25 protein-coding genes and 1 pseudogene are annotated in these 23,002 nt (G+C 61.6%); 16 read left to right on the top strand and 10 right to left on the bottom strand.

Translation table 11 applies throughout. From position 1 onward, the window contains the following. Positions 1 to 123 precede the first annotated feature (123 nt). Positions 124 to 1,410, bottom strand: coding sequence for a dihydroorotase (locus MIC97_RS03385; protein ID WP_239798847.1), 1,287 nt, complete (start codon positions 1,408 to 1,410; stop codon positions 124 to 126). Further along, positions 1,407 to 2,387 (bottom strand): aspartate carbamoyltransferase catalytic subunit, encoded by a 981-nt coding sequence (locus tag MIC97_RS03380; RefSeq protein ID WP_239798846.1) that lies wholly within the window; start codon positions 2,385 to 2,387, stop codon positions 1,407 to 1,409. Before MIC97_RS03380 ends, MIC97_RS03385 begins: the two co-directional genes overlap by 4 nt. A gap of 186 nt (positions 2,388 to 2,573) precedes the next feature. Here MIC97_RS03380 and MIC97_RS03375 point away from each other — a divergent pair, with 186 nt between their 5' ends. Beyond that, complete coding sequence (locus MIC97_RS03375; protein WP_239798845.1) at positions 2,574 to 4,205, top strand: DNA alkylation response protein; 1,632 nt, start codon at positions 2,574 to 2,576, stop codon at positions 4,203 to 4,205. 192 nt (positions 4,206 to 4,397) lie between these two features. Beyond that, positions 4,398 to 4,667, top strand: a pseudogene (locus MIC97_RS03370) (DUF6105 family protein); the annotation flags it as partial. A gap of 18 nt (positions 4,668 to 4,685) precedes the next feature. Here the strand turns inward: MIC97_RS03370 and ruvX are convergent. Further along, positions 4,686 to 5,162, bottom strand: coding sequence for a Holliday junction resolvase RuvX (gene ruvX, locus MIC97_RS03365; protein WP_239798844.1), 477 nt, complete (start codon positions 5,160 to 5,162; stop codon positions 4,686 to 4,688). A 93-nt stretch (positions 5,163 to 5,255) separates the two neighbouring features. Between ruvX and MIC97_RS03360 the strand changes: the two genes are divergently transcribed. From MIC97_RS03360 to MIC97_RS03340, 5 genes are all read left to right on the top strand, one after another. After that, positions 5,256 to 5,960: a metal-dependent hydrolase gene (locus tag MIC97_RS03360; RefSeq protein ID WP_183830347.1), complete on the top strand. Its 705-nt coding sequence runs from the start codon at positions 5,256 to 5,258 to the stop codon at positions 5,958 to 5,960. Between the two features lie 82 nt (positions 5,961 to 6,042). Then, positions 6,043 to 6,330: an Asp-tRNA(Asn)/Glu-tRNA(Gln) amidotransferase subunit GatC gene (gene gatC, locus MIC97_RS03355; RefSeq protein WP_239798843.1), complete on the top strand. Its 288-nt coding sequence runs from the start codon at positions 6,043 to 6,045 to the stop codon at positions 6,328 to 6,330. Between the two features lie 5 nt (positions 6,331 to 6,335). Next, positions 6,336 to 6,803 carry a GNAT family N-acetyltransferase gene (locus tag MIC97_RS03350; RefSeq protein WP_239798842.1) on the top strand — a complete coding sequence of 156 codons (468 nt, stop codon included), beginning with the start codon at positions 6,336 to 6,338 and terminating at the stop codon, positions 6,801 to 6,803. Then, a complete protein-coding gene (gene gatA / locus MIC97_RS03345) occupies positions 6,803 to 8,284 on the top strand; it encodes an Asp-tRNA(Asn)/Glu-tRNA(Gln) amidotransferase subunit GatA (protein WP_239798841.1) in 1,482 nt (493 codons plus the stop codon). The genes MIC97_RS03350 and gatA overlap by 1 nt, the downstream gene beginning before the upstream one ends. Positions 8,285 to 8,310: 26 nt before the next feature. Then, positions 8,311 to 9,111, top strand: a complete 801-nt coding sequence (locus tag MIC97_RS03340; protein ID WP_239798840.1) for a YdcF family protein — start codon at positions 8,311 to 8,313, stop codon at positions 9,109 to 9,111. Here MIC97_RS03340 and MIC97_RS03335 read toward each other — a convergent pair. Beyond that, the gene (locus MIC97_RS03335) at positions 9,060 to 9,815 is read right to left on the bottom strand and encodes a DUF599 family protein (RefSeq protein ID WP_239798839.1); all 756 of its coding nucleotides are present in this window, start codon (positions 9,813 to 9,815) and stop codon (positions 9,060 to 9,062) included. The two genes, MIC97_RS03340 and MIC97_RS03335, sit on opposite strands and share 52 nt — an antisense overlap. Positions 9,816 to 9,962: 147 nt before the next feature. Between MIC97_RS03335 and MIC97_RS03330 the strand changes: the two genes are divergently transcribed. Both MIC97_RS03330 and MIC97_RS03325 read left to right on the top strand, forming a co-directional pair. Beyond that, positions 9,963 to 11,366 (top strand): L-serine ammonia-lyase, encoded by a 1,404-nt coding sequence (locus tag MIC97_RS03330; RefSeq protein WP_239798838.1) that lies wholly within the window; start codon positions 9,963 to 9,965, stop codon positions 11,364 to 11,366. Positions 11,367 to 11,451: 85 nt separating this feature from the next. Continuing rightward, entirely contained in the window at positions 11,452 to 11,889 is a 438-nt protein-coding gene (locus MIC97_RS03325) for a DUF1489 family protein (protein WP_183830325.1), read from the top strand. Positions 11,890 to 11,917: 28 nt separating this feature from the next. Here MIC97_RS03325 and MIC97_RS03320 read toward each other — a convergent pair whose 3' ends face one another. Both MIC97_RS03320 and MIC97_RS03315 read right to left on the bottom strand, forming a co-directional pair. Next, positions 11,918 to 12,196, bottom strand: coding sequence for a hypothetical protein (locus tag MIC97_RS03320; RefSeq protein ID WP_239798837.1), 279 nt, complete (start codon positions 12,194 to 12,196; stop codon positions 11,918 to 11,920). 49 nt (positions 12,197 to 12,245) lie between these two features. After that, positions 12,246 to 13,535 carry a D-alanyl-D-alanine carboxypeptidase gene (locus MIC97_RS03315; protein WP_239801015.1) on the bottom strand — a complete coding sequence of 430 codons (1,290 nt, stop codon included), beginning with the start codon at positions 13,533 to 13,535 and terminating at the stop codon, positions 12,246 to 12,248. Positions 13,536 to 13,903: 368 nt separating this feature from the next. Here MIC97_RS03315 and MIC97_RS03310 point away from each other — a divergent pair, with 368 nt between their 5' ends. The 3 genes from MIC97_RS03310 to clpA all read left to right on the top strand — a co-directional run bounded on the left by MIC97_RS03310 (position 13,904) and on the right by clpA (position 17,289). Continuing rightward, complete coding sequence (locus tag MIC97_RS03310; RefSeq protein WP_183830316.1) at positions 13,904 to 14,236, top strand: phasin family protein; 333 nt, start codon at positions 13,904 to 13,906, stop codon at positions 14,234 to 14,236. 263 nt (positions 14,237 to 14,499) lie between these two features. Beyond that, complete coding sequence (gene clpS / locus MIC97_RS03305) at positions 14,500 to 14,826, top strand: ATP-dependent Clp protease adapter ClpS (RefSeq protein ID WP_210307345.1); 327 nt, start codon at positions 14,500 to 14,502, stop codon at positions 14,824 to 14,826. A gap of 6 nt (positions 14,827 to 14,832) precedes the next feature. Continuing rightward, positions 14,833 to 17,289, top strand: coding sequence for an ATP-dependent Clp protease ATP-binding subunit ClpA (gene clpA / locus MIC97_RS03300; protein ID WP_239798836.1), 2,457 nt, complete (start codon positions 14,833 to 14,835; stop codon positions 17,287 to 17,289). 62 nt (positions 17,290 to 17,351) lie between these two features. On the opposite strand, the gene MIC97_RS03295 is transcribed toward clpA, so the two are convergent. Continuing rightward, positions 17,352 to 17,774: an HIT family protein gene (locus MIC97_RS03295; protein WP_239798835.1), complete on the bottom strand. Its 423-nt coding sequence runs from the start codon at positions 17,772 to 17,774 to the stop codon at positions 17,352 to 17,354. Between the two features lie 174 nt (positions 17,775 to 17,948). Between MIC97_RS03295 and MIC97_RS03290 the strand changes: the two genes are divergently transcribed. Then, positions 17,949 to 18,278 carry an SMR family transporter gene (locus MIC97_RS03290; RefSeq protein ID WP_275592385.1) on the top strand — a complete coding sequence of 110 codons (330 nt, stop codon included), beginning with the start codon at positions 17,949 to 17,951 and terminating at the stop codon, positions 18,276 to 18,278. On the opposite strand, the gene MIC97_RS03285 is transcribed toward MIC97_RS03290, so the two are convergent. Genes MIC97_RS03285 through MIC97_RS03275 form a run of 3 tightly spaced genes read right to left on the bottom strand, consistent with a single transcriptional unit; the run spans position 18,272 to position 20,720 of the window. Then, complete coding sequence (locus tag MIC97_RS03285) at positions 18,272 to 19,477, bottom strand: GNAT family N-acetyltransferase (RefSeq protein ID WP_239798833.1); 1,206 nt, start codon at positions 19,475 to 19,477, stop codon at positions 18,272 to 18,274. The two genes, MIC97_RS03290 and MIC97_RS03285, sit on opposite strands and share 7 nt — an antisense overlap. Before the next feature lie 46 nt (positions 19,478 to 19,523). Beyond that, the gene (locus MIC97_RS03280; RefSeq protein WP_239798832.1) at positions 19,524 to 20,249 is read right to left on the bottom strand and encodes a glycerophosphodiester phosphodiesterase; all 726 of its coding nucleotides are present in this window, start codon (positions 20,247 to 20,249) and stop codon (positions 19,524 to 19,526) included. Between the two features lie 6 nt (positions 20,250 to 20,255). Next, positions 20,256 to 20,720, bottom strand: a complete 465-nt coding sequence (locus MIC97_RS03275; RefSeq protein WP_239798831.1) for a RidA family protein — start codon at positions 20,718 to 20,720, stop codon at positions 20,256 to 20,258. Between the two features lie 137 nt (positions 20,721 to 20,857). Here MIC97_RS03275 and MIC97_RS03270 point away from each other — a divergent pair, with 137 nt between their 5' ends. From MIC97_RS03270 to rpsB, 3 genes are all read left to right on the top strand, one after another. Then, a complete protein-coding gene (locus tag MIC97_RS03270) occupies positions 20,858 to 21,691 on the top strand; it encodes a cell envelope integrity EipB family protein (RefSeq protein WP_239798830.1) in 834 nt (277 codons plus the stop codon). 10 nt (positions 21,692 to 21,701) lie between these two features. After that, the gene (locus MIC97_RS03265) at positions 21,702 to 21,992 is read left to right on the top strand and encodes a DUF4031 domain-containing protein (protein WP_183830290.1); all 291 of its coding nucleotides are present in this window, start codon (positions 21,702 to 21,704) and stop codon (positions 21,990 to 21,992) included. 172 nt (positions 21,993 to 22,164) lie between these two features. Then, positions 22,165 to 22,950 carry a 30S ribosomal protein S2 gene (rpsB, locus tag MIC97_RS03260; protein ID WP_239798829.1) on the top strand — a complete coding sequence of 262 codons (786 nt, stop codon included), beginning with the start codon at positions 22,165 to 22,167 and terminating at the stop codon, positions 22,948 to 22,950. The last annotated feature ends 52 nt before the right edge of the window (positions 22,951 to 23,002 follow it).

Raw genomic sequence — 23,002 nt, 5'->3', positions numbered from 1 at the left:
GGCTGACCGATTGGTTCCATACTAGCGCAGTTCCAGCAAAAGTGCGACGCGGTTTTGCGTCCGGAACTGCCTGGAAACAAAGAAACAGAGCATTGGAAGTGATCCGTTTTTCACCAAAACGCTCTAGACGGCGAACACTGTGCGGCCCGCAACCAGTGTTTGCAAGACCCTGCCTTGCAGTCGCGCGCCCTCGAAGCAGGTGTTCTTGGAGCGGGAGCGGATGCCGGTTTCGCTGACCACCCATGGTTCGTTCAGGTCTACGACCGCCAGATCAGCCGGCGCGCCGGGCTTCAGGCCGCCGCCGGGCAGGCCGAAGAGGCGGGCAGGCGCCGTCGAAAGCGCCTCGATGATCCTGAGGAGCGGCACCTCGCCATTGTGATGAAGGCGCAGGGCAACGGCCAGCAGCGTTTCCAGCCCGATTGCGCCAGCCGCTGCATCCGAGAACGGCAGGCGCTTGGTGTCGACGTCCTGCGGATCGTGAGAGGATACGATCAGATCGAGCGTGCCGTCCTTCAGCGCGTCGATCATGGCGATGCGGTCATCCTCGGTGCGCAGCGGCGGCGTCAGCCGGAAGAAGGTGCGGTATTCGCCGACATCGTGCTCGTTCAGCGCCAGATTGTAGATCGCCACGCCGGCGCTGACATTGGCGCCATCGCTTTTGGCGCGGCGGATGGCATCGGCTGCCATGCCCGTCGAAATCTTGGCGGCGTGGTAGTTGCCGCGCGTGAGGCGGGCGAGCGAAAGATCACGCTCCAGCGGGATGGTTTCCGCTTCTCGCGGAATGCCGGAAAGGCCGAGCCAGCTCGCATAAAGCCCTTCATTCATGACGCCGGAGGAGGCGAGGTCCGCATCCAGCGTCTCGTGAACGATGGTCGCGCCGAAATCGCGCGCATAGGTGAGCGCACGGCGCATCACCAGCGAATTGGCTATGGTGTGGCGCCCGTCAGTGAAGGCGACCGCACCCGCCTCGCGCAGCAGGCCGAACTCGGTCATCTCGCGGCCTTCAAGGCCCTTGGTGATGGCCGCCGCAGGGAAGATGTTGACGCAGGCGGTATCGCGCGCGGTGCGCAGCACGAACTCGACCAGTGCGACATTGTCGATGACCGGATCGGTGTCCGGCATCATCACCACCGAGGTGACGCCGCCGGCAGCTGCGGCCTGACTGGCGGAAGCGATGGTTTCGCGATGCTCGCCACCCGGTTCGCCGATGAAGACACGGCTGTCGATCAGTCCGGGTATGATGGTCTTGGCCCTGCAGTCAATGACGGTGGCGCCTTCCGGGGCACCCTGATTGAGCGCGTCCTTGCCGGCGGCGGCGATCTTTCCGTCCTGCACGACGACGCTGCCGGTCTCGTCCAGTCCGCGCGAGGGATCGACGATGCGGGCGTGGCTGAAGATGGTGGTGCTCATGCGCTCAGCCCCCCGGTGTTATGGGCAGGATTGCGGCGCGGGTCGAGCAGCGCCTCCATCACCGCCATGCGGACGGCGACGCCCATCTCCACCTGTTCCTGGATCACGCTCTGCGGTCCGTCAGCGATTTCCGAAGCGATCTCGACGCCGCGGTTCATCGGGCCGGGATGCATGACCAGCGCGTCATCTTTGGCGGCTTTCAGCTTTTCGGCATCGAGGCCGAAATAGCGGAAATATTCGCGTACGGAGGGCACGAAGCTGCCGGCCATGCGCTCGCGTTGCAGGCGCAGCATCATCACCACGTCCGCGCCTTTCAGGCCTTCTTCCATGTTGCGGAAGACGTTGACGCTCATCTGCTCGATGCCGGAGGGCATCAGCGTCGAGGGCGCGACCACGCGCACCTGCGCGCCCAGCGCGTTGAGCAGGATGATGTTTGAGCGGGCGACGCGCGAATGAAGAATGTCGCCGCAGATCGCGACTGTCAGCCCGCCGATGCGCCCCTTGGCGCGACGGATGGTGAGGGCGTCGAGCAGCGCCTGTGTCGGATGCTCATGCGTGCCGTCGCCGGCATTGACCACCGAGCAGCCCACCTTCTGTGCCAGCAGGGCGGCCGCACCCGCCGACTGGTGGCGGATGATGAGGATATCCGGCCGCATGGCGTTGAGCGTCATCGCCGTGTCGATCAGCGTTTCGCCCTTCTTCACCGAAGAACTGGCGACCGACATGTTCATGACATCGGCGCCGAGGCGCTTGCCGGCCAGCTCGAACGAAGACTGGGTGCGGGTCGAGGATTCGAAGAACAGGTTGATCTGCGTACGCCCGCGCAGGGTCGACGTCTTTTTCTCCGATTGCCGGGAAATCGAGACGGCGCGATCGGCGCGGTCCAGCAATATCTCTATATCGGGTGGGGAAAGATCCCTTATGCCAAGCAGGTGGCGGTGGGGGAAGAGCGGCAGGGGCGCGTCTGTTTGGGTCATCTCAGGGGCGTGCTATACGGCCAGCAGAAGTGACCTGCAAGGACCCGCTTTGCATTGGATGGGCATCTTCCCCTATTTTCATGGCCCGCTCATGCGGCCATGAGATATAAAGCCGCCAATGAAGCGGATTCGACAAGCCGCCACGGGCCCCGGGCCGGAGGCCGCCACGACACACAGGGACATTGCGTGACAGACGACGTGACCAACCAGCCGCCGCCCCTCACAGGCACGAACGCCTGGAGAGGCGATCCGCTGCTGATCCAGCTCGCCGAGCAGTTCTCCGACCCTGTGCGCAAGGACCTCGACGGCCTTGGCCGCTTCGTGCTGACGCAGGAGGCGCAGGATCTGGCGCGCCTGGCCAACACCGAAACCCCGCGCCTTCGCACGCATGACCGGCAGGGCCGGCGGATCGATCTGGTCGAGTTCCACCCGGCCTATCACGCGCTGATGCGCCGCTCCGTGGCCAACGGCCTGCACTCCTCGATCTGGGAGAATGGCGATACGGAAATCGGGCGGCGGCATCAGGTGCGTGCCGCGCGATTCTATCTGACCGCCCAGCTTGAAGTCGGCCATCTGTGCCCGATCACCATGACCAGCGCTTCGCTGGCGGCTCTGATGGGCAGCCCGAAAACATTCCGCGAATGGGCGCCGCGCGTTACAACACGCAAATATGATCAGGCGCAGAAGCCGCCTGTGGAGAAAACCGGTCTCACGCTCGGCATGGGCATGACCGAGAAGCAGGGCGGCACCGATGTGCGCGCCAATGTCACCCGCGCCGAACGCGCGGGCTCGACCGGGTTTTTCCGGCTCACCGGCCATAAATGGTTCATGTCGGCCCCGATGTCGGACGCGTTTCTGGTGCTGGCGCAGGCGACCGAAGGCCTGTCATGCTTCCTCGTGCCGCGCATTCTGGGGGATGGCACCGGCAATGGCTTCCGCTTCCAGCGCCTGAAGGACAAGCTCGGCAACCGCTCCAACGCCTCCGCCGAAGTGGAATTCGAGAATGCTATCGGCGAGATGGTGGGCGAGCCGGGTGCTGGCGTGCGCACCATCATGGATATGGTCACGCTGACGCGGCTCGACTGCGCCGTCGCTTCCTCGGCGCTGATGCGGGCCGGTCTTGCGGAGGCGGTCCATCACTGCCGCCATCGCCAGACATTCGGCAAGCGGCTGATCGACCAGCCGCTGATGCAGCGCGTGCTGGCCGACATGGCGCTCGACGTTGCCGCCGCCACTGCGCTCTCGTTCCGTCTGGCGCGTTCCTTCGATGAGGCCGCCGGCGACCGGGGCGAGGCGGCTTTCGCCCGAGCCATGACGCCGGTGGTTAAATACTGGGTCTGCAAGATCGCGCCGGCACTTCTCTATGAAGCGATGGAATGCCTCGGCGGCAATGGCTATGTCGAGGAAGCGCCGCTTGCCCGCTATTATCGCGAGGCCCCCGTCAATGCGATCTGGGAAGGCTCCGGCAATGTCATGGCGCTGGATGTGCTGCGCGTGCTTGGCCGCGCGCCGGGCCTGTTCGACGATGTCATGGCCGGTATAGACCGGGATCTGGGCGCCAGCGGCCACGGCACGGTCGGTGTGCTGAAGGCAGCCATGCAGGTCGCGTCCAGCGACGAGGGTTCGGCGCGCATCCTGACCGAGCAGCTTGCGCTGGCGGCAGCTGCCGCCGAGTTGCGGCGGCTTGGGGCAGGGCGCATCGCTGACGCCTTCGTCGAGACCCGGCTGGCCGGGCAGTGGCGTACCACCTATGGCCTGCTCGACTCACGGCATGATGCGCGCCTGATCATCGATACGCTCTATCCGCCGGCCAGTTGATCCTAACGGCTCCGAAAGCAAAACCGCGCAGTTCTGCGGACGTTAACCATAGTTAACGAAATCCGTTGCGGTGCGCCGTTGTGGCCGTCACTCTTATGGTTAGCAAAGCGTTAACGAGCGGGGTTGATAAGCCGTGCCGACAGGATATCCGGAACAAGACGGCATTGCCCGCAAATTCGCGGGCGTTTGCTGATGCGCTACGTTTTCGCACTGTGGGCCGCACCGCTGCTTCTGTTCTGGGGCTGGTATTTTCTGTCCTTGAATGACATGAATTTCGGCTATGTGATGCTGAGCCGCCCACTGCACGACTTCGTGTTCCAGCTTTACGGCGACATTCTCGGCATCGACCCTGAGATCATTCCGGGCCTCGTGGCGCGGGCCTGCGTCATGGACACCGGCCTCATTCTGGCGTTCTGGGCTTTTCGCCGTCGCCGCCACATCGCTGCGTGGATCAGAAGGAAGCGGGGGCTGGAAACGGAGTCAGCCGTCGCTGCGCAGCCGGCGCAACCTGTCGAGAACGCCCTGCAGGATGAAGGACGCGGCGGCCGAATCGATCTTCCCGCTGCGCTTGGTCCGCGAAAAGTCCATTTCGATCAGGGTGCGCTCGGCAGCCACGGTTGACAGGCGCTCGTCCCAGAACAGGAAGGGCAGGTCTGTCAGCTGCGCCATATTGCGCACGAAGGCGCGGGATTTCTGCGCGCGCGGTCCATGGCTGCCGTCCATGTTGACCGGCAGGCCGATGGCGATGGCCCCCACATTGTCCCTTTTCAGAAGATCGAGGAGTGCTGTGGCATCCTGCGTGAACTTCTTTCGCATGATCACGGGACGTGGATGCGCGAAGGAAAGGCCGGCATCCGAGACGGCAACGCCGATCGTCTTGTCCCCCAGATCAAGGCCGGCCACGGTCTGGCCCGGTTGAAGACGCTGGATCAGTTGTTCCGCTTCAATGATATTCAAGGTGGCCCCGGCTTTCCTTTGACATGGCTGGTCAGGCTTCTATCCTCGCACCGAATTAAAATCCCGAAATAAATATAATCGAGGACGCTCACCATGAAACTGACCTGGTATGGCCATTCCGCTTTCCGTATCGAAACCGGCGATGCCACGATCCTGATCGACCCCTATCTGGTTGGCAATCCCGTCTGGCAGGGGGGCTGGGAAGAGCCCGCGCAGGGCGTCACCCATGTGCTTCTGACCCACGGCCATGACGATCACATCAGTGGGGCGGCGGAAATCCTCAAGCAGTCCGGCGCCATGCTGGTCGCGAATTTCGAGATCTGCATGCATTTGGTCGGCAAGGGCGTCAGCGATCAGAAAATCAATCCCGGCAATATCGGCGGAACGGTCGATTGCGGCGGTTTCACCACGACTTTCGTGCAGGCGCTGCATTCGTCTTCGGCTTCGGCGGAAAACGGCAATGTCTATCTCGGCAATCCGGGCGGTCTGGTGCTGCATTTCCCCGACGCGCCGACCCTTTACCACATGGGCGATACCGACATCTTTTCCGACATGGCGCTGATCAACGAGCTGCATGAACCGAAGATCGGCATCGTGCCGGTCGGGGATCGCTTTACCATGGGTGGAGCTGTGGCCGCATTGGCCTGCCGGCGCTTCTTCCGTTTCGATACGGTCGTGCCCTGCCATTTCGGCACTTTCCCCCTGCTCGACCAGACCGCCGACAAATTCGTCGAGGGGCTGGAAGGGTCCGGCGTGAAGGTTGCGCTGCCCGGCATCGGCAAGCAGATCACGATCTGACCGGCTCTGGATGTTGCACCCGCCAGCCTGCACCGCTATAGCGCAGGCTGGTTCCAAAACAGTTTTGAAGCGGACTTTCTACATGTCGGTCGATCTGGATACGGTCAAACGCGTCGCACGTCTTTCACGCATCGCGGTCAGCGAGCAGGAGGCGGCCGTCATGGCGGACAAGATCAATTCCATCCTTGGTTTCGTCGAGCAACTGAACGAAGTGGATGTAACCGGCGTCGAGCCGATGACGTCGGTGCTTCCGATGGAGATGCGCAAGCGCGCGGATGAGGTGAGCGACGGCAACAAGGCTGACGATGTGGTCGCCAATGCGCCGGCTACGGAAGAGAATTTCTTCCTCGTTCCGAAGGTGGTCGAATAGAAGCCATGTCGATCTCCATTACCACGGAACTGCCGTTGCAAGACGATGTGCGCACGCTCGTGGCCGAGCTCAACGCCTATCTGATGCCGCTTTCGCCGCGCGAATTCCAGTTCCAGATGACGGTCGAGGAAATGTCCGAGGCTGCTCTCACCCTGTTCATCGCGCGCGACGGCACCGGCCGGGCCGTCGGCATGGGCGCGCTCAAGGAGCATGGCGACGGGCTTGGCGAGATCAAGCGGATGTACACCTTGCCGCAGGTGCGAGGCCAGCGTGTCGGCGCCCGCATTCTTGAGCGCATAGAGGAACTGGCGCGCAAGAAGGGGATCAGGCGTCTCGTACTCGAAACCGGCGAGGGCGCGGGCTTCGAGCCCGCCTGGCGTGTTTATGAGCGTGGCGGTTTCCAGGTATGCGGCGCTGTCCTTGACTATCCCGATTCCGGCTATTCGCGATTTTACGAAAAGAAGTTTGCCTGATGACCGACCTGACCAGACTCACGATTTCACAGGCGCGCGAGAAGCTGCGCGCTCGGGAGATTTCCGCCGTCGAGCTGACGGATGCCTATCTGGGCGCCATCGACGCAGCCAATGACGAGCTCAACGCCTACGTTGCGGTCACGCATGACAAGGCCCGTGACATGGCGAAGGCCTCTGATGCGCGGCTGGCTGCGGGGCAGGGTGGCGCGCTCGAAGGCATTCCGCTTGGCGTGAAGGACCTGTTCGCGACGGAAGGCGTCCACACACAGGCGTGCAGCCATGTGCTCGACGGTTTCAGGCCGCGCTATGAATCGACCGTCACGGCCAATCTGTGGGCCGATGGCGCGGTGATGCTGGGCAAGCTCAACATGGATGAGTTCGCTATGGGCTCTTCCAACGAAACCTCTTATTACGGCCCGGTGAAAAACCCGTGGCGGGCGAAAGGCTCGGACGCCGATCTGGTTCCCGGCGGCTCGTCTGGCGGTTCGGCCGCCGCGGTTTCGGCATTTTTGTGCGCCGGTGCGACCGCAACCGATACGGGTGGTTCCATCCGCCAGCCGGCCGCCTTTACCGGCACCGTTGGCATCAAGCCGACCTATGGCCGCTGCTCGCGCTGGGGGATCGTTGCCTATGCCTCGTCGCTGGATCAGGCTGGACCCATTGCCCGCGACGTGCGCGATGCGGCCATCCTCCTGAAGTCGATGGCCTCCGTCGATGTGAAGGACACCACCTCCGTCGATCTGCCGGTGCCGGATTATGAGGCGGCGCTCGGTCAGTCGGTGAAAGGCATGAAGGTCGGCATTCCGAGGGAATACCGTGTCGAGGGCATGCCGCAGGAAGTGGAAGCGCTCTGGCAGCAGGGTATCGCCTGGCTGAAGGAGGCCGGCGCCGAAATCGTCGATATTTCTCTTCCGCATACGAAATATGCGCTGCCGACCTACTACATCATCTCGCCGGCCGAGGCTTCCTCGAACCTCGCCCGTTATGATGGCGTGCGTTATGGTTTGCGGGTTCCCGGCAAGGACATCGTGGAGATGTATGAGAACACCCGCGCCGCCGGCTTTGGCGACGAGGTGAAGCGCCGCGTCATGGTCGGCACCTATGTCCTGTCCGCCGGCTATTACGATGCCTATTATCTGCAGGCCCAGAAGGTCCGCACGCTGATCAAGAAGGACTTTGACGATGCCTTCGCGGCAGGCGTGGACGTGATCCTGACGCCAGCCACGCCATCGGCCGCCTTCGGCATCGCCGACAAGGAAATGTCGAGCGATCCGGTGAAGATGTATCTCAACGACATCTTCACTGTGACGGTGAACATGGCAGGTCTTCCCGGCATTTCCGTGCCGGCCGGCCTCAATGATCAGGGGCTGCCGCTGGGACTGCAGCTTATCGGCCGGCCTTTCGACGAAGAGACCCTGTTCCGCACGGCGCACGTCGTGGAGCAGGCAGCCGGAACCTTCCAGCCGCAGAAGTGGTGGTAACACCTGCCCCGCGGGAGGGATAAGGCATGTTCTTTTATCTCTCCAAGCTGTTCTGGTTCGTGATGCAGCCGATCAACCTGATCGGCCTGACGGCGCTGGCGGGGATCATGCTCGCCATCGTCGGGTGGCGCCGTCTGTCCATCTTCTTCTCGTCCATCGCGTTTCTTGTGCTGGCCATCGGTGCATGGACTTCGACCGGTGCGATGATGCTGCACCCGCTGGAGGATCGGTTTTCCCGCCCTGATCCTGCCCCAGCCGGAATCGCCGGCATCATCGTGCTGGGTGGTGGCTTCGAGGGCGGCGTGAACCTTGTGCGCGGCGGCTACGAGTTGAACGCAAGCGGCGATCGCTTTGTCGAGGCGGCAGTTCTCGCCAGACGCTATCCCGAGGCCCGGGTGGTGGTGACCGGCGGTACCGGCAGCATGATGCTGGAAGGTGAGGGCGATGGCGACACCGCCCCCCGGCTGCTGACTGCGCTGGGCGTGGAGCCCGGGCGGCTGGTTCTCGAAAACAAGTCCCGCAATACATACGAAAACGCCGTTTTCACACGCGAAATCGTCAAGCCGCAGGCGGGCGAGACATGGCTTCTGGTCACGTCCGCCTTCCACATGCCCCGATCGGTCGGCTTATTTCGCAAGGCTGGATTCGACGTGGTGCCGTGGCCGGCCGATTACCGCACCGCCGGAAACGAGTATTTCGGCCCGGCGCAGGACAATGTGTCCGACTCCCTCCAGAATCTGACGGTCGGCCTGCGCGAATGGATCGGCTTGCTCGCCTACTGGCTGTCGGGCCGTATCGATTCGCCGCTTCCCGGTCCCGCAGACTGATCGTTCATTTCCGCCAGAACGGCTTCGCGCGCATTGGAAAAGAACTGGCGGCGCATCAGAACGACCGCCAGCAATGCGCTCGACATGATGAAGGCGACCGGTCCGACGAACCAGCCAAGATAGCCGATCGAGAAGAAAATCGCGCGCAGGCCCGAATTGAAATGTTTGCCGGCAAGCTGGTTCATCTTCGCCGCGCGCATCACGGCGTTGCGGGTTTGCGGATTGCGCGCCATCTCCCCATGGACGACAGGCACGGCGCCGATCAGGATCGAGCAGTAGTTGAACAGCCGGTATGACCAGCCGAACTTGAAGAAGGCGAAGGCCAGGATAATCACCAGCCCGACAACCTTGAGCTGGAAAGCCGTGCGCGTGGCCGCACCCTGAAGGTGGAGATCGGAAAGCACGCCGATCACCTGATCGGATGCGCCAATGAGCGCAAAACACCCGCCGATTGCAATCAGGGAGCTTGAGGCGAAGAAAGCGGTTCCCTGCTGCAATCCGCTCATGATGGCGGTGTCGACGATGCGGATCTCCCGCTCGGCCATGCGCTGCATCCATATTTCGCGCTGCCGGTTCATCGCCATGGTGAGAGACGGACGATGGAATAGCCAGCCGTCAGAGGCCAGCGTGTGCAGCCCCCAGGCCAGAAGGAAGAAAGCCAGCGCGCCGAAATCGGCCGCCGACAGATGGTAGGAATCGAGCATGGTCATCCTTTACCACAGGAGAGCCTGCAGCCGCAGCAGGCCGTGCTTGTCACTGGCTCATCGAAAAGTGCAGCAAATGATGACAGGAAACATTATATAAGCATGATATGCCAATCTGCATTGGCTGTTTCTGTGAGGTGACGGTTCTTGTTTCTTTCGGTTTTCGACCTTTTCAAGATCGGTATCGGCCCTTCCAGTTCCCACACCATGGGGCCGATGACGGCGGCTGCACGTTTCCTTGCGGAAATCCTGTCCGACGACTGGCCGCGCCCTGCCGGGGCAAAAGTGAGCCGTGTCGGCGCAAGCCTGCATGGCTCGCTGGCCTACACCGGTGTCGGCCATGGCAGCGACCGGGCTATCGTGCTGGGCTTTACCGGCCTTGTGCCGGTGAACGTCGATCCCGATGAAGCTGATTCCATTGTCGCGAAGGTGACCGCTGAAAAGCGCGTGACGCCGCCCGGCCATCCCACCTACCATTTCGATCCGGCAACCGATCTGGTTCTCGACAAGAAGACGCCGCTCAAGGGCCACGCCAACGGCATGAGCTTCTATGCCTACGATGCGGGCAACAGGGTGCTTCTCAGGCGCATCTACTATTCCATCGGTGGCGGTTTCGTTGTTTCCGAAGAGGAGCTGCAGCGCATAAAGCAGCGCGGCTCTGTCACCACCGAAGGCAAGAAGGTGCCGTATCCCTTCAAGAACGCGGTGGAAATGCTGGCGATGGCGAAACGGAGCGGGCTTTCCATCGCCGAGATGAAGCGCATCAACGAAGAAACCTATATGGAGCGCGAGAAGCTCGACGGCGGGCTCGATGACATCTGGGCTGCCATGAAGGGCTGCATCGACCGGGGCCTGTCACAGGAAGGCATCATGCCGGGCGGCCTCAAGGTGCGGCGGCGCGCGCGCCAGCTCCACGACAAGCTGCAGGAGGAATGGAGCCGCAATCGGCCGAACCCGCTTCTCGCCAACGACTGGCTGTCGATCTATGCCATGGCGGTGAACGAGGAGAACGCCGCCGGCGGGCGTGTCGTCACCGCGCCGACCAATGGTGCCGCCGGCACCTTGCCGGCCGTGCTGCGCTACTGGCTGCATTTTCATCCCGAGGCCGATCAGGATTCCATCCGCGATTTTCTGCTCACTGCTGCTGCCATCGGCGGCATCATCAAGACCAATGCGTCGATTTCGGGCGCTGAGGTCGGCTGTCAGGGGGAGGTGGGCTCCGCGTCCGCCATGGCTGCCGCGGGTCTGTGCGCCGTGATGGGCGGCACGCCCGAGCAGGTGGAAAACGCTGCGGAAATCGCGCTGGAACATCATCTGGGCATGACCTGCGATCCCGTTGGCGGACTGGTGCAGGTGCCCTGCATCGAGCGCAACGCGCTGGGCGCGGTGAAGGCCGTGACGGCCGCATCGCTTGCCATCAAGGGCGACGGCCAGCATTTCGTGCCGCTGGATGCCGCCATCGAGACGATGCGGCAGACCGGCGCCGACATGAATGAGCGCTACAAGGAAACCAGCCTTGGCGGTCTTGCCGTCAATGTGGTGGAGTGCTGAGCGCTCATTTCGCTGTCAGGTAACGCAATTGTGCAAAACCTCGCGCCGCGTTGAATGACGCGTCGCCAGACGTTAGTTTCCCCTCATGGCTCTGAACATTCTCAAACTGTGCGTCGGCTGTGAAAGCGTCGAGGATCTCGAAGCGTGGGTCGCTCACCGGCTCGAAGAGCGTCGGCGCAATGGTGAGCCGGCCGAGCACTGGCATGTCACGCGCATGGTGCCGACGCGCGGTGCCGAGATTACCGATGGCGGGTCGATGTACTGGGTGATCAAGGGCAGCGTCCAGTGCCGCCAGCTGATCACCGAGATAAGGCCATTTACCGATAATGAGGGCATCGGCCGCTGCAAGATCGTTCTGGCGCCGGAGATTATCCGGACCGAATGGCAGCCGAGACGACCGTTTCAGGGATGGCGCTATCTGAAGGCCGAAGATGCGCCGGCCGATCTCGGAAAGGGAGGGGCGGGTCTGGTCGAACTGCCGCCCAAGCTTCGTCAGGAACTGGCGGAACTGGGGCTGCTGTAATCCGCCTGCCAGCGCTGGACTGCGAAAACTAAGCCCTGAACCTGAGTTTCAGGCCCGGCATTCCGCCGGGTGCGCATACCTTCAGGCGGATGCGAACCACAGGCTGCGTATTGCGCCATGTGCGGGCGCCATGGCTCAGAAGAAGGCCGACGAGATCCCGCGTCTTGAACCGCGAATTGCCCGGCCGGATATTCTTCAGCCGCGTGGCGGCCTGATAAAGGGCCTGCGTTCCGATGTCGCTGACCGGTTCCCTGTCCTGGAGAACAGGGTTGGCTGAACCGGTTACCTGCTTTTCTCCGATCACCACTGACACTCCTTCGATACCGAACATTTCCGGGAGTTTGTTGCCGGGCAGCTTATTGCTGCACGGCAAAGCATTCGATGCGCTGCTTCTTCAGGGCGGTGCAGGCCCGCAGCGCCGCGGTTTGCGTCTCGAAGCCGCCGAAACGGGCGCGGAAATAAGTCACGCCGCCCTTCCTGAAGGGAACGGTGTAGCCGGAGGCGCTGGCAAGAACGGCGCGGGCCTGCGCGGCTGTCTTGTCGAGCGCGGCTTCCGCCTCGGACTTGCTGGGCGAGGAAGCCACCTGCACGACCCAGCCTGACGGCAGGGAAGCGGTGTTGACCGGATCGATCTGCTGCGGCTCAGGGCCGGAATAAGCCTGTGCAAACGGGATGTCTGCGGGTTCAGGCGCAGCCATCGCCACCGGAAGCTTAGGCTTCGGCGCGCGGGCGGGAACCGGAGCCGCACTTGCAATGACAGCTTCGACGTCCGTTCCGGGTTTGAAGTCCGGGGTGGGAGCGTCGTGCTTGGGCAGCGAGACCCTGGCGATTGCCTTGGAAGCGGTGTCGTTGTCCGTGCGGGCGATCAGCGCCCCGCCGCCCCGCTGCGACGCCTTGGGCAGATAGGCATTGATCAGGCGCGCCATTTCATTGTCGCGGCTGGCGCCGGACTTGCCGCCCATGACCACGGCAACCAGCTTGCGGCCGTCGATCGAGACGGAGGAAACGAGATTGAAACCCGAGGCGCGGGTGTAGCCGGTCTTGATGCCGTCCACGCCCTTGATCCGGCCAAGGAGGCGGTTGTGGCCATTGATGCGCTGGCGTCCATACATGAAGGAGCGTTCAGCGAAATAGCCATAATATTGGGGGTGATGTTCGCGCAGCGCCATGCCGAGCGTCGCCATGTCCCGCGCTGTGGTGAACTGGCCCGGATTGGGCAGTCCGTGCGCGTTGCGGAACACAGTGTTGGTCATGCCGAGCGAGCGGGCCTTGGCCGTCATCATCTTGGCGAAATTAGCCTCGCTGCCGCCGAGCAGTTCCGCAAGGGCGGTCGAGGAGTCATTGGCGGACTTCGTGACCATGGACAGGATCGCCGTTTCCACGGTGATTGAACCACCCGAACGAACGCCCAGCTTGGTCGGCGGCTCTCCTGCTGCATTGGCAGAGAAGGGAACCTGCGTGGTTTTGCTGATCTTGCCCTTCGAGAGCGCCTCGAAGGTCAGATACAGCGTCATCATCTTGGTCAGCGAGGCCGGATAGCGCCGCGCATTGGCATTGGATGAATAAAGCGTCTTGCCGGTGTTGGCATCGATCACGATGGCAGCGTCATTGGCCGCCGCCTGTGATGTCACGGTGGCGCCAGCCAGAAAAACTGCGGCTGCCGTGGCCGTCGCCACGACCCGGAAAGAACGCACGGAAAGGGAAACGATACCCGAGAACGCCTTACGCACTGTTACTTCCTTTGGGTTTCATTGCGGAGGGGATGGCAAAGGTCCTATCCCAGCCTGATTTTGACAGACCCTATCCACCCACCGTTACCAATCCGTTTATGGTAACCGGCGCGTTCACCATTTTCGGCGCAGTCGAGGTTAATTTTATGGGAATTTTAGCAATTGCCGGCCGACAACCGCGCAGTTGACATTTTGTGCAATGCACAATATTTTATCGGCATCGCACAAATGCCGGTCATTCATTTTGCGTCCGGCCAATCCGATCCCACGAAGGAGGGCATCCGATGTCCCAGACCGCTTACGAAGACTTCAGCAAATACGGCAAGGAATTCGCCGACTCGGGCCTCAAGAGCCTTGCTTCTCTGTCCAAGGGCGCTCAGGCGATTGCCGTAGAGGCCAGCGAATACACCAAGAAGAGCCTGGAGACCGGCAGCGCCGCTTTCGAGAAGCTTCTGTCGGCCAAGTCCTTCGAGGACGCGCTGGCGATCCAGACCGACTATGCCAAGCAGGCTTATGAGTCCTTCGTCGCCGAAGCGACCAAATTCGGCGATCTCTATTCGGATCTCGCCAAGGAAGCCTACAAGCCGTTCGAAGGCATCGTGGCCAAGGCTAGCTAAGTTTCGACAGACTCATTTGCCGGCACGCGCCGGTAAGAACCCGGTTGCGCATCGCGCAGCCGGGTTTTTGCGTTTCCAGCCTGTGTGCAAAGCCCGGATTTCATCGTTGACGCATTATTGGTGTTGTCTGCGTATTGTCAGTGGCGAAGAAGGGCTTAAAATTCCACAATAACGACCTACATGTCGGTTTGCCCTTGGGGCTGGATCGAGAGGCAGGGATAAAAGTGACTGGCAGTCTGGTGGCCACGCAAAATACAGTGCGAATGCAGAAAGACCAACGTGGCAACGGTGGCGGTCGTGGAACGGCGGTCATCACGCGCACGCAGACCAAGACCAAGCGGCCAAGCCTCTATCGTGTGCTGATCCTGAACGACGACTACACGCCAATGGAATTCGTCGTGCACGTTCTGGAGCGTTTTTTCCAGAAGGACAGGGAGGCCGCCACGCGTATCATGCTTCATGTGCACAACCACGGTGTGGGAGAATGTGGCGTTTACACATTCGAGGTGGCCGAGACGAAAGTGTCTCAGGTCATGGATTTCGCCCGACAAAATCAGCATCCGCTGCAATGCGTGATGGAGAAGAAGTGAGGTAACATGCCGGCTTTCTCCCAAGGCTTGGAAAAGGCACTTCATCAGGCGCTGACAATCGCCAATGAGCGCCACCATGAATATGCGACGCTGGAACATCTGCTCCTGGCGCTGATCGACGATACCGAAGCGGCCGCCGTGATGCGCGCCTGCAACGTCGATCTCGACGAATTGCGGCAGACGGTCCTGAACTACATCGATACCGAACTCGACAACCTCATCACGGGCTATGATGAGGACTCGAAGCCGACCGCCGGTTTCCAGCGCGTGATTCAGCGCGCCGTCATCCACGTGCAGTCCTCAGGCCGCGAGGAAGTCTCCGGTGCCAACGTGCTGGTTGCGATCTTCGCCGAGCGCGAGAGCCACGCAGCCTACTTCCTGCAGGAACAGCAGATGACCCGCTACGACGCGGTCAACTACATTTCCCACGGCATCGCCAAGCGGCCCGGCGCCTCCGAGACGCGCATTCCGCGCGGTGCAGAGGACGATCAGCCCGGCGGAGCCGCCGGCGAACAGCATGAGGACGGAAAGAAGAAGGCGCAGGATGCGCTGACCGCTTATTGCGTCAATCTCAATGAGAGGGCGCGCGCCGGCAAGATCGATCCGCTGATCGGTCGTGGACCGGAGATCAGCCGCACGATCCAGGTGTTGTGCCGCCGCTCGAAGAACAACCCGCTCTATGTGGGCGATCCCGGCGTCGGCAAGACCGCCATCGCCGAAGGTCTGGCCAAGCGCATCGTCGAGGGCGATGTGCCGGAAGTGCTGGCGGACGCGACCATCTTTGCCCTCGACATGGGCACGCTGCTCGCCGGAACGCGCTATCGCGGTGACTTCGAGGAGCGCCTGAAGCAGGTCGTGAAGGAACTGGAAGACTATCCGGGCGCCGTCCTGTTCATCGATGAAATCCACACCGTCATCGGTGCGGGTGCGACCTCGGGCGGCGCGATGGATGCGTCCAACCTGCTCAAGCCCGCCTTGTCTTCCGGTGCAATTCGTTGCATCGGATCAACGACTTACAAGGAGTTCCGTCAGTTCTTCGAGAAGGACAGGGCGCTTGTTCGCCGTTTCCAGAAGATCGATGTCAACGAGCCGACCGTCGAGGACGCCATCGAGATCATGAAGGGGCTGAAGCCCTATTTCGAGGAGTTCCACAAGGTCAAATACACCAACGACGCCATCAAGGGCGCGGTTGAGCTTTCGGCCCGCTACATCAGCGATCGCAAGCTGCCGGACAAGGCCATCGACGTGATCGACGAGACCGGCGCTTCACAGATGCTGGTGCCGGAAAACAAGCGCAAGAAGACGATCGGCATCAAGGAGATCGAGGCCACCATCGCCACCATGGCCCGCATTCCGCCCAAGACGGTTTCGGCCGATGACGAGAAGGTGCTGGCCGGTCTGGAGAACGAACTGAAGCGCGTCGTCTATGGTCAGGATACCGCGATCACGGCGCTGAGCTCCGCGATCAAGCTGGCGCGTGCCGGCTTGCGCGAGCCCGACAAGCCGATCGGTTCCTATCTGTTCTCCGGCCCGACCGGCGTCGGCAAGACCGAGGTTGCCAAGCAGCTTGCCGCATCGCTCGGGGTCGAGCTGCTGCGCTTCGACATGTCGGAATATATGGAGCGCCATACCGTCTCGCGGCTGATCGGCGCGCCTCCCGGCTATGTCGGCTTCGATCAGGGCGGCCTGCTTACCGACGGCATCGACCAGCATCCGCACTCGGTGCTGCTGCTGGACGAGATCGAGAAGGCCCATCCGGACCTGTTCAACATCCTGTTGCAGGTGATGGACCACGGCAAGCTGACCGACCACAACGGCAAGCAGATCGACTTCCGCAACGTGATCCTGATCATGACCACCAATGCGGGTGCTGCCGACATGGCCAAAGCTGCCATCGGATTCGGGTCCTCGAAGCGCGAAGGCGACGACACGGAGGCGATCAACCGGCTGTTCACGCCGGAGTTCCGCAACCGTCTCGATGCGATCATCCCGTTCGGTTCGCTGCCGGTGCCGGTGATCCATCAGGTGGTGCAGAAGTTCGTCATGCAGCTTGAAGCCCAGCTTTCAGAGCGCGGCGTGACCTTCGACCTATCCGACGAGGCCGTCGCATGGCTGGCCGACAAGGGCTATGACGAGCGCATGGGTGCACGTCCGCTCGGTCGCGTGATCCAGGAGCACATCAAGAAGCCGCTGGCCGAGGAAGTGCTGTTCGGCAAGCTGCGCAAGGGCGGCACGGTCCGCGTCACCGTCGAGACGAAGGACACGGGCGAAACCGGCCTGAAGCTGGAGACTTTGCCCGAGGAGGCGAAAGTCCAGCCGAAGAAGGAGCCGGAGGAGCAACCGAAGGCCCGCAAGCCGGCGGCTAAGAAGGCTCCCGTGAAGAAGGCTGCGTCGGCCAAGGCTACGCCTAAGCCAAAGGACGCCGGCAAGCGCAGTCTGGTGCCGCAACTTCCGCGAAAGTAAACAACAAAAAGGCCCCGGAAACGGGGCCTTTTTTCCTGATCCCTGCAATTGGCTGAAGTTGGTTACTGCGCCAGCGCGGCCCGGATTTTCTCCGCGTTCGCAGCCAGAATTTCAGGCTTTTCCATTTCCATGGCGTGCTTGCCTAGCTCAACGCCCTCGAAACGCGGCAGAATGTGGACATGCAGATGAAATACCGTCTGGCCGGCTGCCGTCTCGTTGAACTGGGAAACGACGACGCCATCGGCATCGAAGGCTTTTTTCACCGCATTTGCCACCTTCTGGACCGTCCTGAAAAGCGCGCCCAGTGTTTCGGGATCGGCGTCCAGCAGATTGCGCGACGGGGTCTTGGGCAAAACCAGCGTATGGCCGACGCCCTGCGGCATCACATCCATGATCGCAATCGTATGCTCGTCCTCGTAGACGCGATGTGACGGGATTTCGCCGCGCAGGAGTCTGGCGAAGATGTTGGTTGTGTCGTAGGCCATGCTGGTCTCTCGTTCTCTTCTGGAGCATTTTTGCAGCCAAGTGGGCTCACCTGACGTCGCGTAAATGCGGCAAGCACATATATGGAGCGGCAGCCTGGATTTATCCGGGTGCCTGCCGCTCTGGGGCATGATCATATCGGATCGATATGCGAATCAAGGGTGAGCACGATGCTCCTGACTTATCTTTACCTGTTTGTGGCAATCATATTCGAGGTGATCGCCACAACCGCGCTGAAGCAGACCGATGGTTTTACCCGGCTTCTGCCTTCGCTGATGACGATCTTGGGATATGCGCTTGCCTTTTATTTCCTCGCCCTGACCCTGCGCACCATGCCGGTGGGCATCGTCTATGCCATCTGGAGCGGGGCGGGCATCATCCTCATCACAGCCATCGGATGGCTGCTGTTCCGGCAATCACTGGATCTGCCGGCGCTGGTCGGCATGGGGCTGATCATGACGGGCGTGCTGGTGATCAACCTGTTCTCGAAGTCGGTGGTTCACTGATCGTCTTTGCGGAACGGGGTGTGCTCCGCCAGATAATCACCCATCAGTTTGACCTCCTGCCTTTCGCGCCGGAGGTAGTCTGCCACCGCCCGGCGGAATGATGGATTGGCGATGTAGTGCATCGAATGCGTAGTGACAGGCTGGTAGCCGCGCGCCAGCTTGTGTTCACCCTGAGCACCTGCCTCTACGACCCTGATTTTGTTGGCAATGGCGAAGTCGATCGCCTGATGGTAGCAGACCTCGAAATGCAGGAAAGGGTGGTCCTCGACACATCCCCAGTTGCGGCCGAAGAGCGTGTCGGAGCCGATGAAATTGATGGCGCCGGCAACATAGCGGTCGTTGCGTTTCGCCATCACCAGCAGAATGTCGTCCGCCATCCTCTCGCCGATAAGGGAGAAAAACTGCCGGTTGAGGTAAGGACGGCCCCATTTGCGCGAGCCGGTGTCGATGTAGAAGGTGAAGAAGTCGTCCCAGACGCGTTCGGTAAGATCGCGGCCCGTCAGCCAGTCTATGCTGATGCCGTCAGCCAGCGCTTCGCGCCGTTCTTTTTTCAGCGCCTTGCGCTTGCGCGACGCCAGCGTGGCCAGAAAATCATCGTAGCCGGAAAAGCCGTCGTTGAAAAAATGGAATTGCTGGTCGGTGCGGTGCAGGAAACCGGCTGCCTCCATCAGGGCCACATCGTCCTGCGGCAGGAACGAGACATGCGCGGAGGAGACGCCAAGCCTGTCGGTAACCATGCGGAGCGCTTCAGCCAGCCCGGCTTTGACGGTGAGCGGATCGCATCCACCGGCCACGAGCAGACGCGGGCCCGTGGCCGGCGTGAAGGGAACAGCACTTTGCAGCTTGGGATAATAGCGGCCGCCGGCGCGCTCGAATGCATCCGCCCAGCCCTGGTCGAAAACATATTCGCCCTGGCTGTGCGACTTGGCATAGCAAGGTATCGCGCCGACAAGGACACCTTCCGCGCTTTCGAGCTTCAGGTGGTGAGGTTGCCAGCCGCTGCGCCCGCCAACGCATCCGGATTCTTCCAATGTGGTTAAGAAATCATATGAAATAAATGGGTTATAGTTGTTTCCTGATGTTTTATGTGAGTCTGAGAGGCTGTTCCATTCACCACGCGTGAAGCCATCCATGCCGCCGGCAACGCGAACGACATGCCCGGTGGTTTTGCTGTTTGCCTGATCGTTGCCCTGATCCATCCGGTTTACTTAAGCTGCCGGCAGGGAGGTGCAAGCCCGCGCCAGCTCAGGCGCTGGCCACTGGTGGCTCGAATCCCTCAAAAGTCATCTGGTCGGCATATCTGAAGGTGAGGTCCACGGCGGGCTGGTCGCGGATGGTCCATGTGATGACCGGCATGCCAAGCTTCTCGCGAACGAACGACACGAAGCTGTTTGGCAGGTCGCCCGCCGCATAGGACACGAACGAAATGCCGTGCGCCAGCATGGTGAAATGGGCTTCTATCTCGTGCTGGCGACGCCCGCAGGCGGTCAGCCCGGCCGGAATGCCGGGGGCGTGGCGGCCGAAATCGCGGATGAGCCAGTGATCGAAGGACATGATCGCCGCTTCGCCCTGATAGGATTTGAGGCGCTGGCCGACTGCCTCGACGAGGCCGTCGTCATGGCCCGGCGTTCCCTTCAGCTCGATCACCAGCGGCACGCGGCCGCCGACCAGTTCCAGCATTTCATCGAGGGTCGGCGGATGGTCTGTGGTGCCGCCGATCCTGAGCGCGGCCATTTCAGCCGCGGTTCTCTGCCATACGAAGCCATCCTCTCCCGTCAGCCGCTTCAGGTCCCCGTCGTGAAAGACTATCGGAACCCCGTCGCTGGTCAGTTGCACGTCGCATTCGATGGCGTAGCCACGCTTCACGGCGGCGGAGAACGCCGACAGGGTGTTTTCCCAACATTTGTTGTTGAGATCGTGCAGGCCCCGATGTGCGATCGGGCGCGCCGTCAGCCAGGAGAGACTGGTCATCTGAGCTTATTCGACCTCAAGAATCGCCTCGACCTCGACCGAGGCATTGAGCGGAAGGGCGGCCATGCCGATGGCGACGCGCGCATGCTTGCCGCGTTCGCCAAGTGCGGCCACGAAGAAATCGGAAGCGCCGTTGCCGACCAGATGCTGCTCGGTGAAAGTCTGGGCCGAAGCCACATAGACGGTGATCTTCACCAGCCGCCTGATCTTCTCCAGATCGCCAAGGGCCGCCTTGGCCTGGGAAAGCACGTTGATGGCGCACAGCTTCGCGGCCTCCTGACCGGCAGCCAGATCGACATCCTTGCCCAGCAGGCCGGTTACGGCGAGCTTGCCATCCTTGATGGGCAGCTGGCCGGAAGGGAACAGCAAATTGCTGCTTTTCACGAACGGAACGTAGTTGGCGGCAGGTGCCGCAGCCACAGGCAGCGTCACACCCAGATCGTTCAGCCGCTTTTCGATTGTTTCGCTCATAGTAATTCCCTATTGCTTGATGCCCCTGTGGCGGTGCAGCTGAAAGTGCAATTTTTGCCTCGCTTCCGCCACGACTATTTTTATGCTTGGCCATTCCCGCCGCCGGAACGGCCGGCTGCCATGACCGGAGCTTGTACATGCGCGCAACGCGCCTTGCCTATACCGCCATCCTGCTTCCGACCATTTTTTCCACCGTTCCAGCCTTTGCAGCACCGGTTCTGCAACCCCACCGCGCCGTTTATGACATCTCCCTGAACAAGGCTAACGAGCGCTCCGGCATCACCGGCATATCGGGACGCATGGTGTATGAGTTCGACGGCTCGCAATGCGACGGCTACACGGTCAAGTTCCGTCTGGTCACGCGCATCAGCACCACCGACGCGATGCGCATGACCGACCAGCAGACGACGACCTTCGAGGATGGCGACGGCAAGACATTTTCCTTCGTCACCAAATCCTTCGTCGACCAGAATCTGGAAAAGGAAGTGAAGGGCACCGCCCATCGCGAACAGGATTCGGTGCGCGTCGACATCGACAAGCCTGAGCCGAACACGGTGACGCTCGATCTCACCCAGTTTCCGACCCAGCATATGTTCGAACTCATCGACAAGGCGGAGAAGGGCGAGAGCTTCTACGAGACCAGCCTGTATGACGGTTCGGAAGATGCCGACCGCACCATGCTGACCACTGTCGTCATCGGAAAACCTGTCGAAGCCGACGGCAAGGATCCTGAGCTTCCGGTGCTGGCAACGCTGAAAAAGGACAAGTTCTGGCCGGTCGATATCGCTTATTTCAATCCCGCTGAAACCGACGGCGGCGAGGAAATGCCGGAATACCGCATCAGCTTCAAGATGCATGCAAACGGGCTGACACGTGATCTGCAGATGGATTACGGCGACTTCTCGATGACCGGGAAGCTTGTCGATCTGTCGCTGTTCGATGGAGCCCGCGCCGGCTCCTGCAAGAAGTAAGGCGCTTGCGATGGCGGTCTATGTGGATGCTCCCATATGGCACTTCGCGGGCCGGCGCTGGTGTCATCTGATGGCCGACGATACTGCCGAACTGCATGGTTTCGCAGCGCGGCTCGGGTTGAAGCTGTCTTCCTATCAGGGACCGCCGAAAACATCCGCACCGCATTACGACATCACCGGCCTCGAGCGCGACCGTGCGCTGCGACTGGGCGCTGTCGAATGCAGCCGTGAGGAGATCGTGGCGATCTTCCGCCGCGTGCGCGTGTCGAGCCGGGGTAGGGCGTTTCGCAAGGCAGCGTGAACCTTTTCGCCACCCGGGTTGCGTTTTGCTGCCCGAGCCGATATATGCGCGACCATTCCACACACGGACTTTGGGATCGTGCCGGGAGAAATCCGGCCGGTACCTCCGGTGGCATCGGGGCAGAACCCCGGATGCCGATGTCCGTGGAGGCTAACCGGAAAGGAACTACAGAATGGCAGTGCCAGATTTCACCATGCGCGAGCTTCTTGAAGCAGGCGCGCACTTCGGCCACCAGACCCACCGCTGGAACCCGAAGATGGCCCCATACATCTATGGCGCCCGTAACAACGTCCACATCATCGATCTGTCGCAGACGGTTCCGCTGCTGCATCAGGCCCTGAAGCAGGTTTCGGATGTCGTTTCCCGCGGCGGCCGCGTCCTGTTCGTCGGCACCAAGCGTCAGGCTTCGGACATCGTTGCCGACGCTGCCCAGCGGTCGGCTCAGTACTACGTCAACTCGCGCTGGCTCGGCGGCATGCTGACCAACTGGAAGACGATCTCCAACTCGATCCAGCGTCTGCGCAAGCTCGACGAGCTTCTGGCCAGCGATGCACAGGGCTTCACCAAGAAGGAGCGCCTGAACCTTGAGCGCGAGCGCGAGAAGCTCGACAAGGCCCTCGGCGGCATCAAGGACATGGGCTCGACGCCGGACCTGATGTTCGTCATCGACACCAACAAGGAAGCGATCGCCATTCTGGAAGCCAAGCGTCTTGGCATTCCTGTGGTTGCCATCATCGATTCGAACTGCGACCCGGACAAGGTCGACTTCCCGATCCCCGGCAACGACGACGCTGCCCGCGCAATCCAGCTTTATTGCGATCTGATCGCCAAGGCTGCGATCGACGGCATCGCCCGTCAGCAGGGCGCGCTCGGCATCGATATCGGCGCTTCGGCAGAGGTTCCCGTCGAGCCGGCATTGACCGAAACGCCCGCCGGCGAAGCATCGCCGGAAGCCTGAGGCGTGGGGCCGTCAGGCCCCGTGTTTTCCGCTATATGACGCATTGAGCGTC

Origin of the sequence: Aquamicrobium sp. NLF2-7, from assembly GCF_022359935.1 — a bacterium.
GTDB classification, from domain to species: domain Bacteria; phylum Pseudomonadota; class Alphaproteobacteria; order Rhizobiales; family Rhizobiaceae; genus Mesorhizobium; species Mesorhizobium lusatiense.
This window is presented reverse-complemented; position numbering and strand designations above follow the sequence as displayed.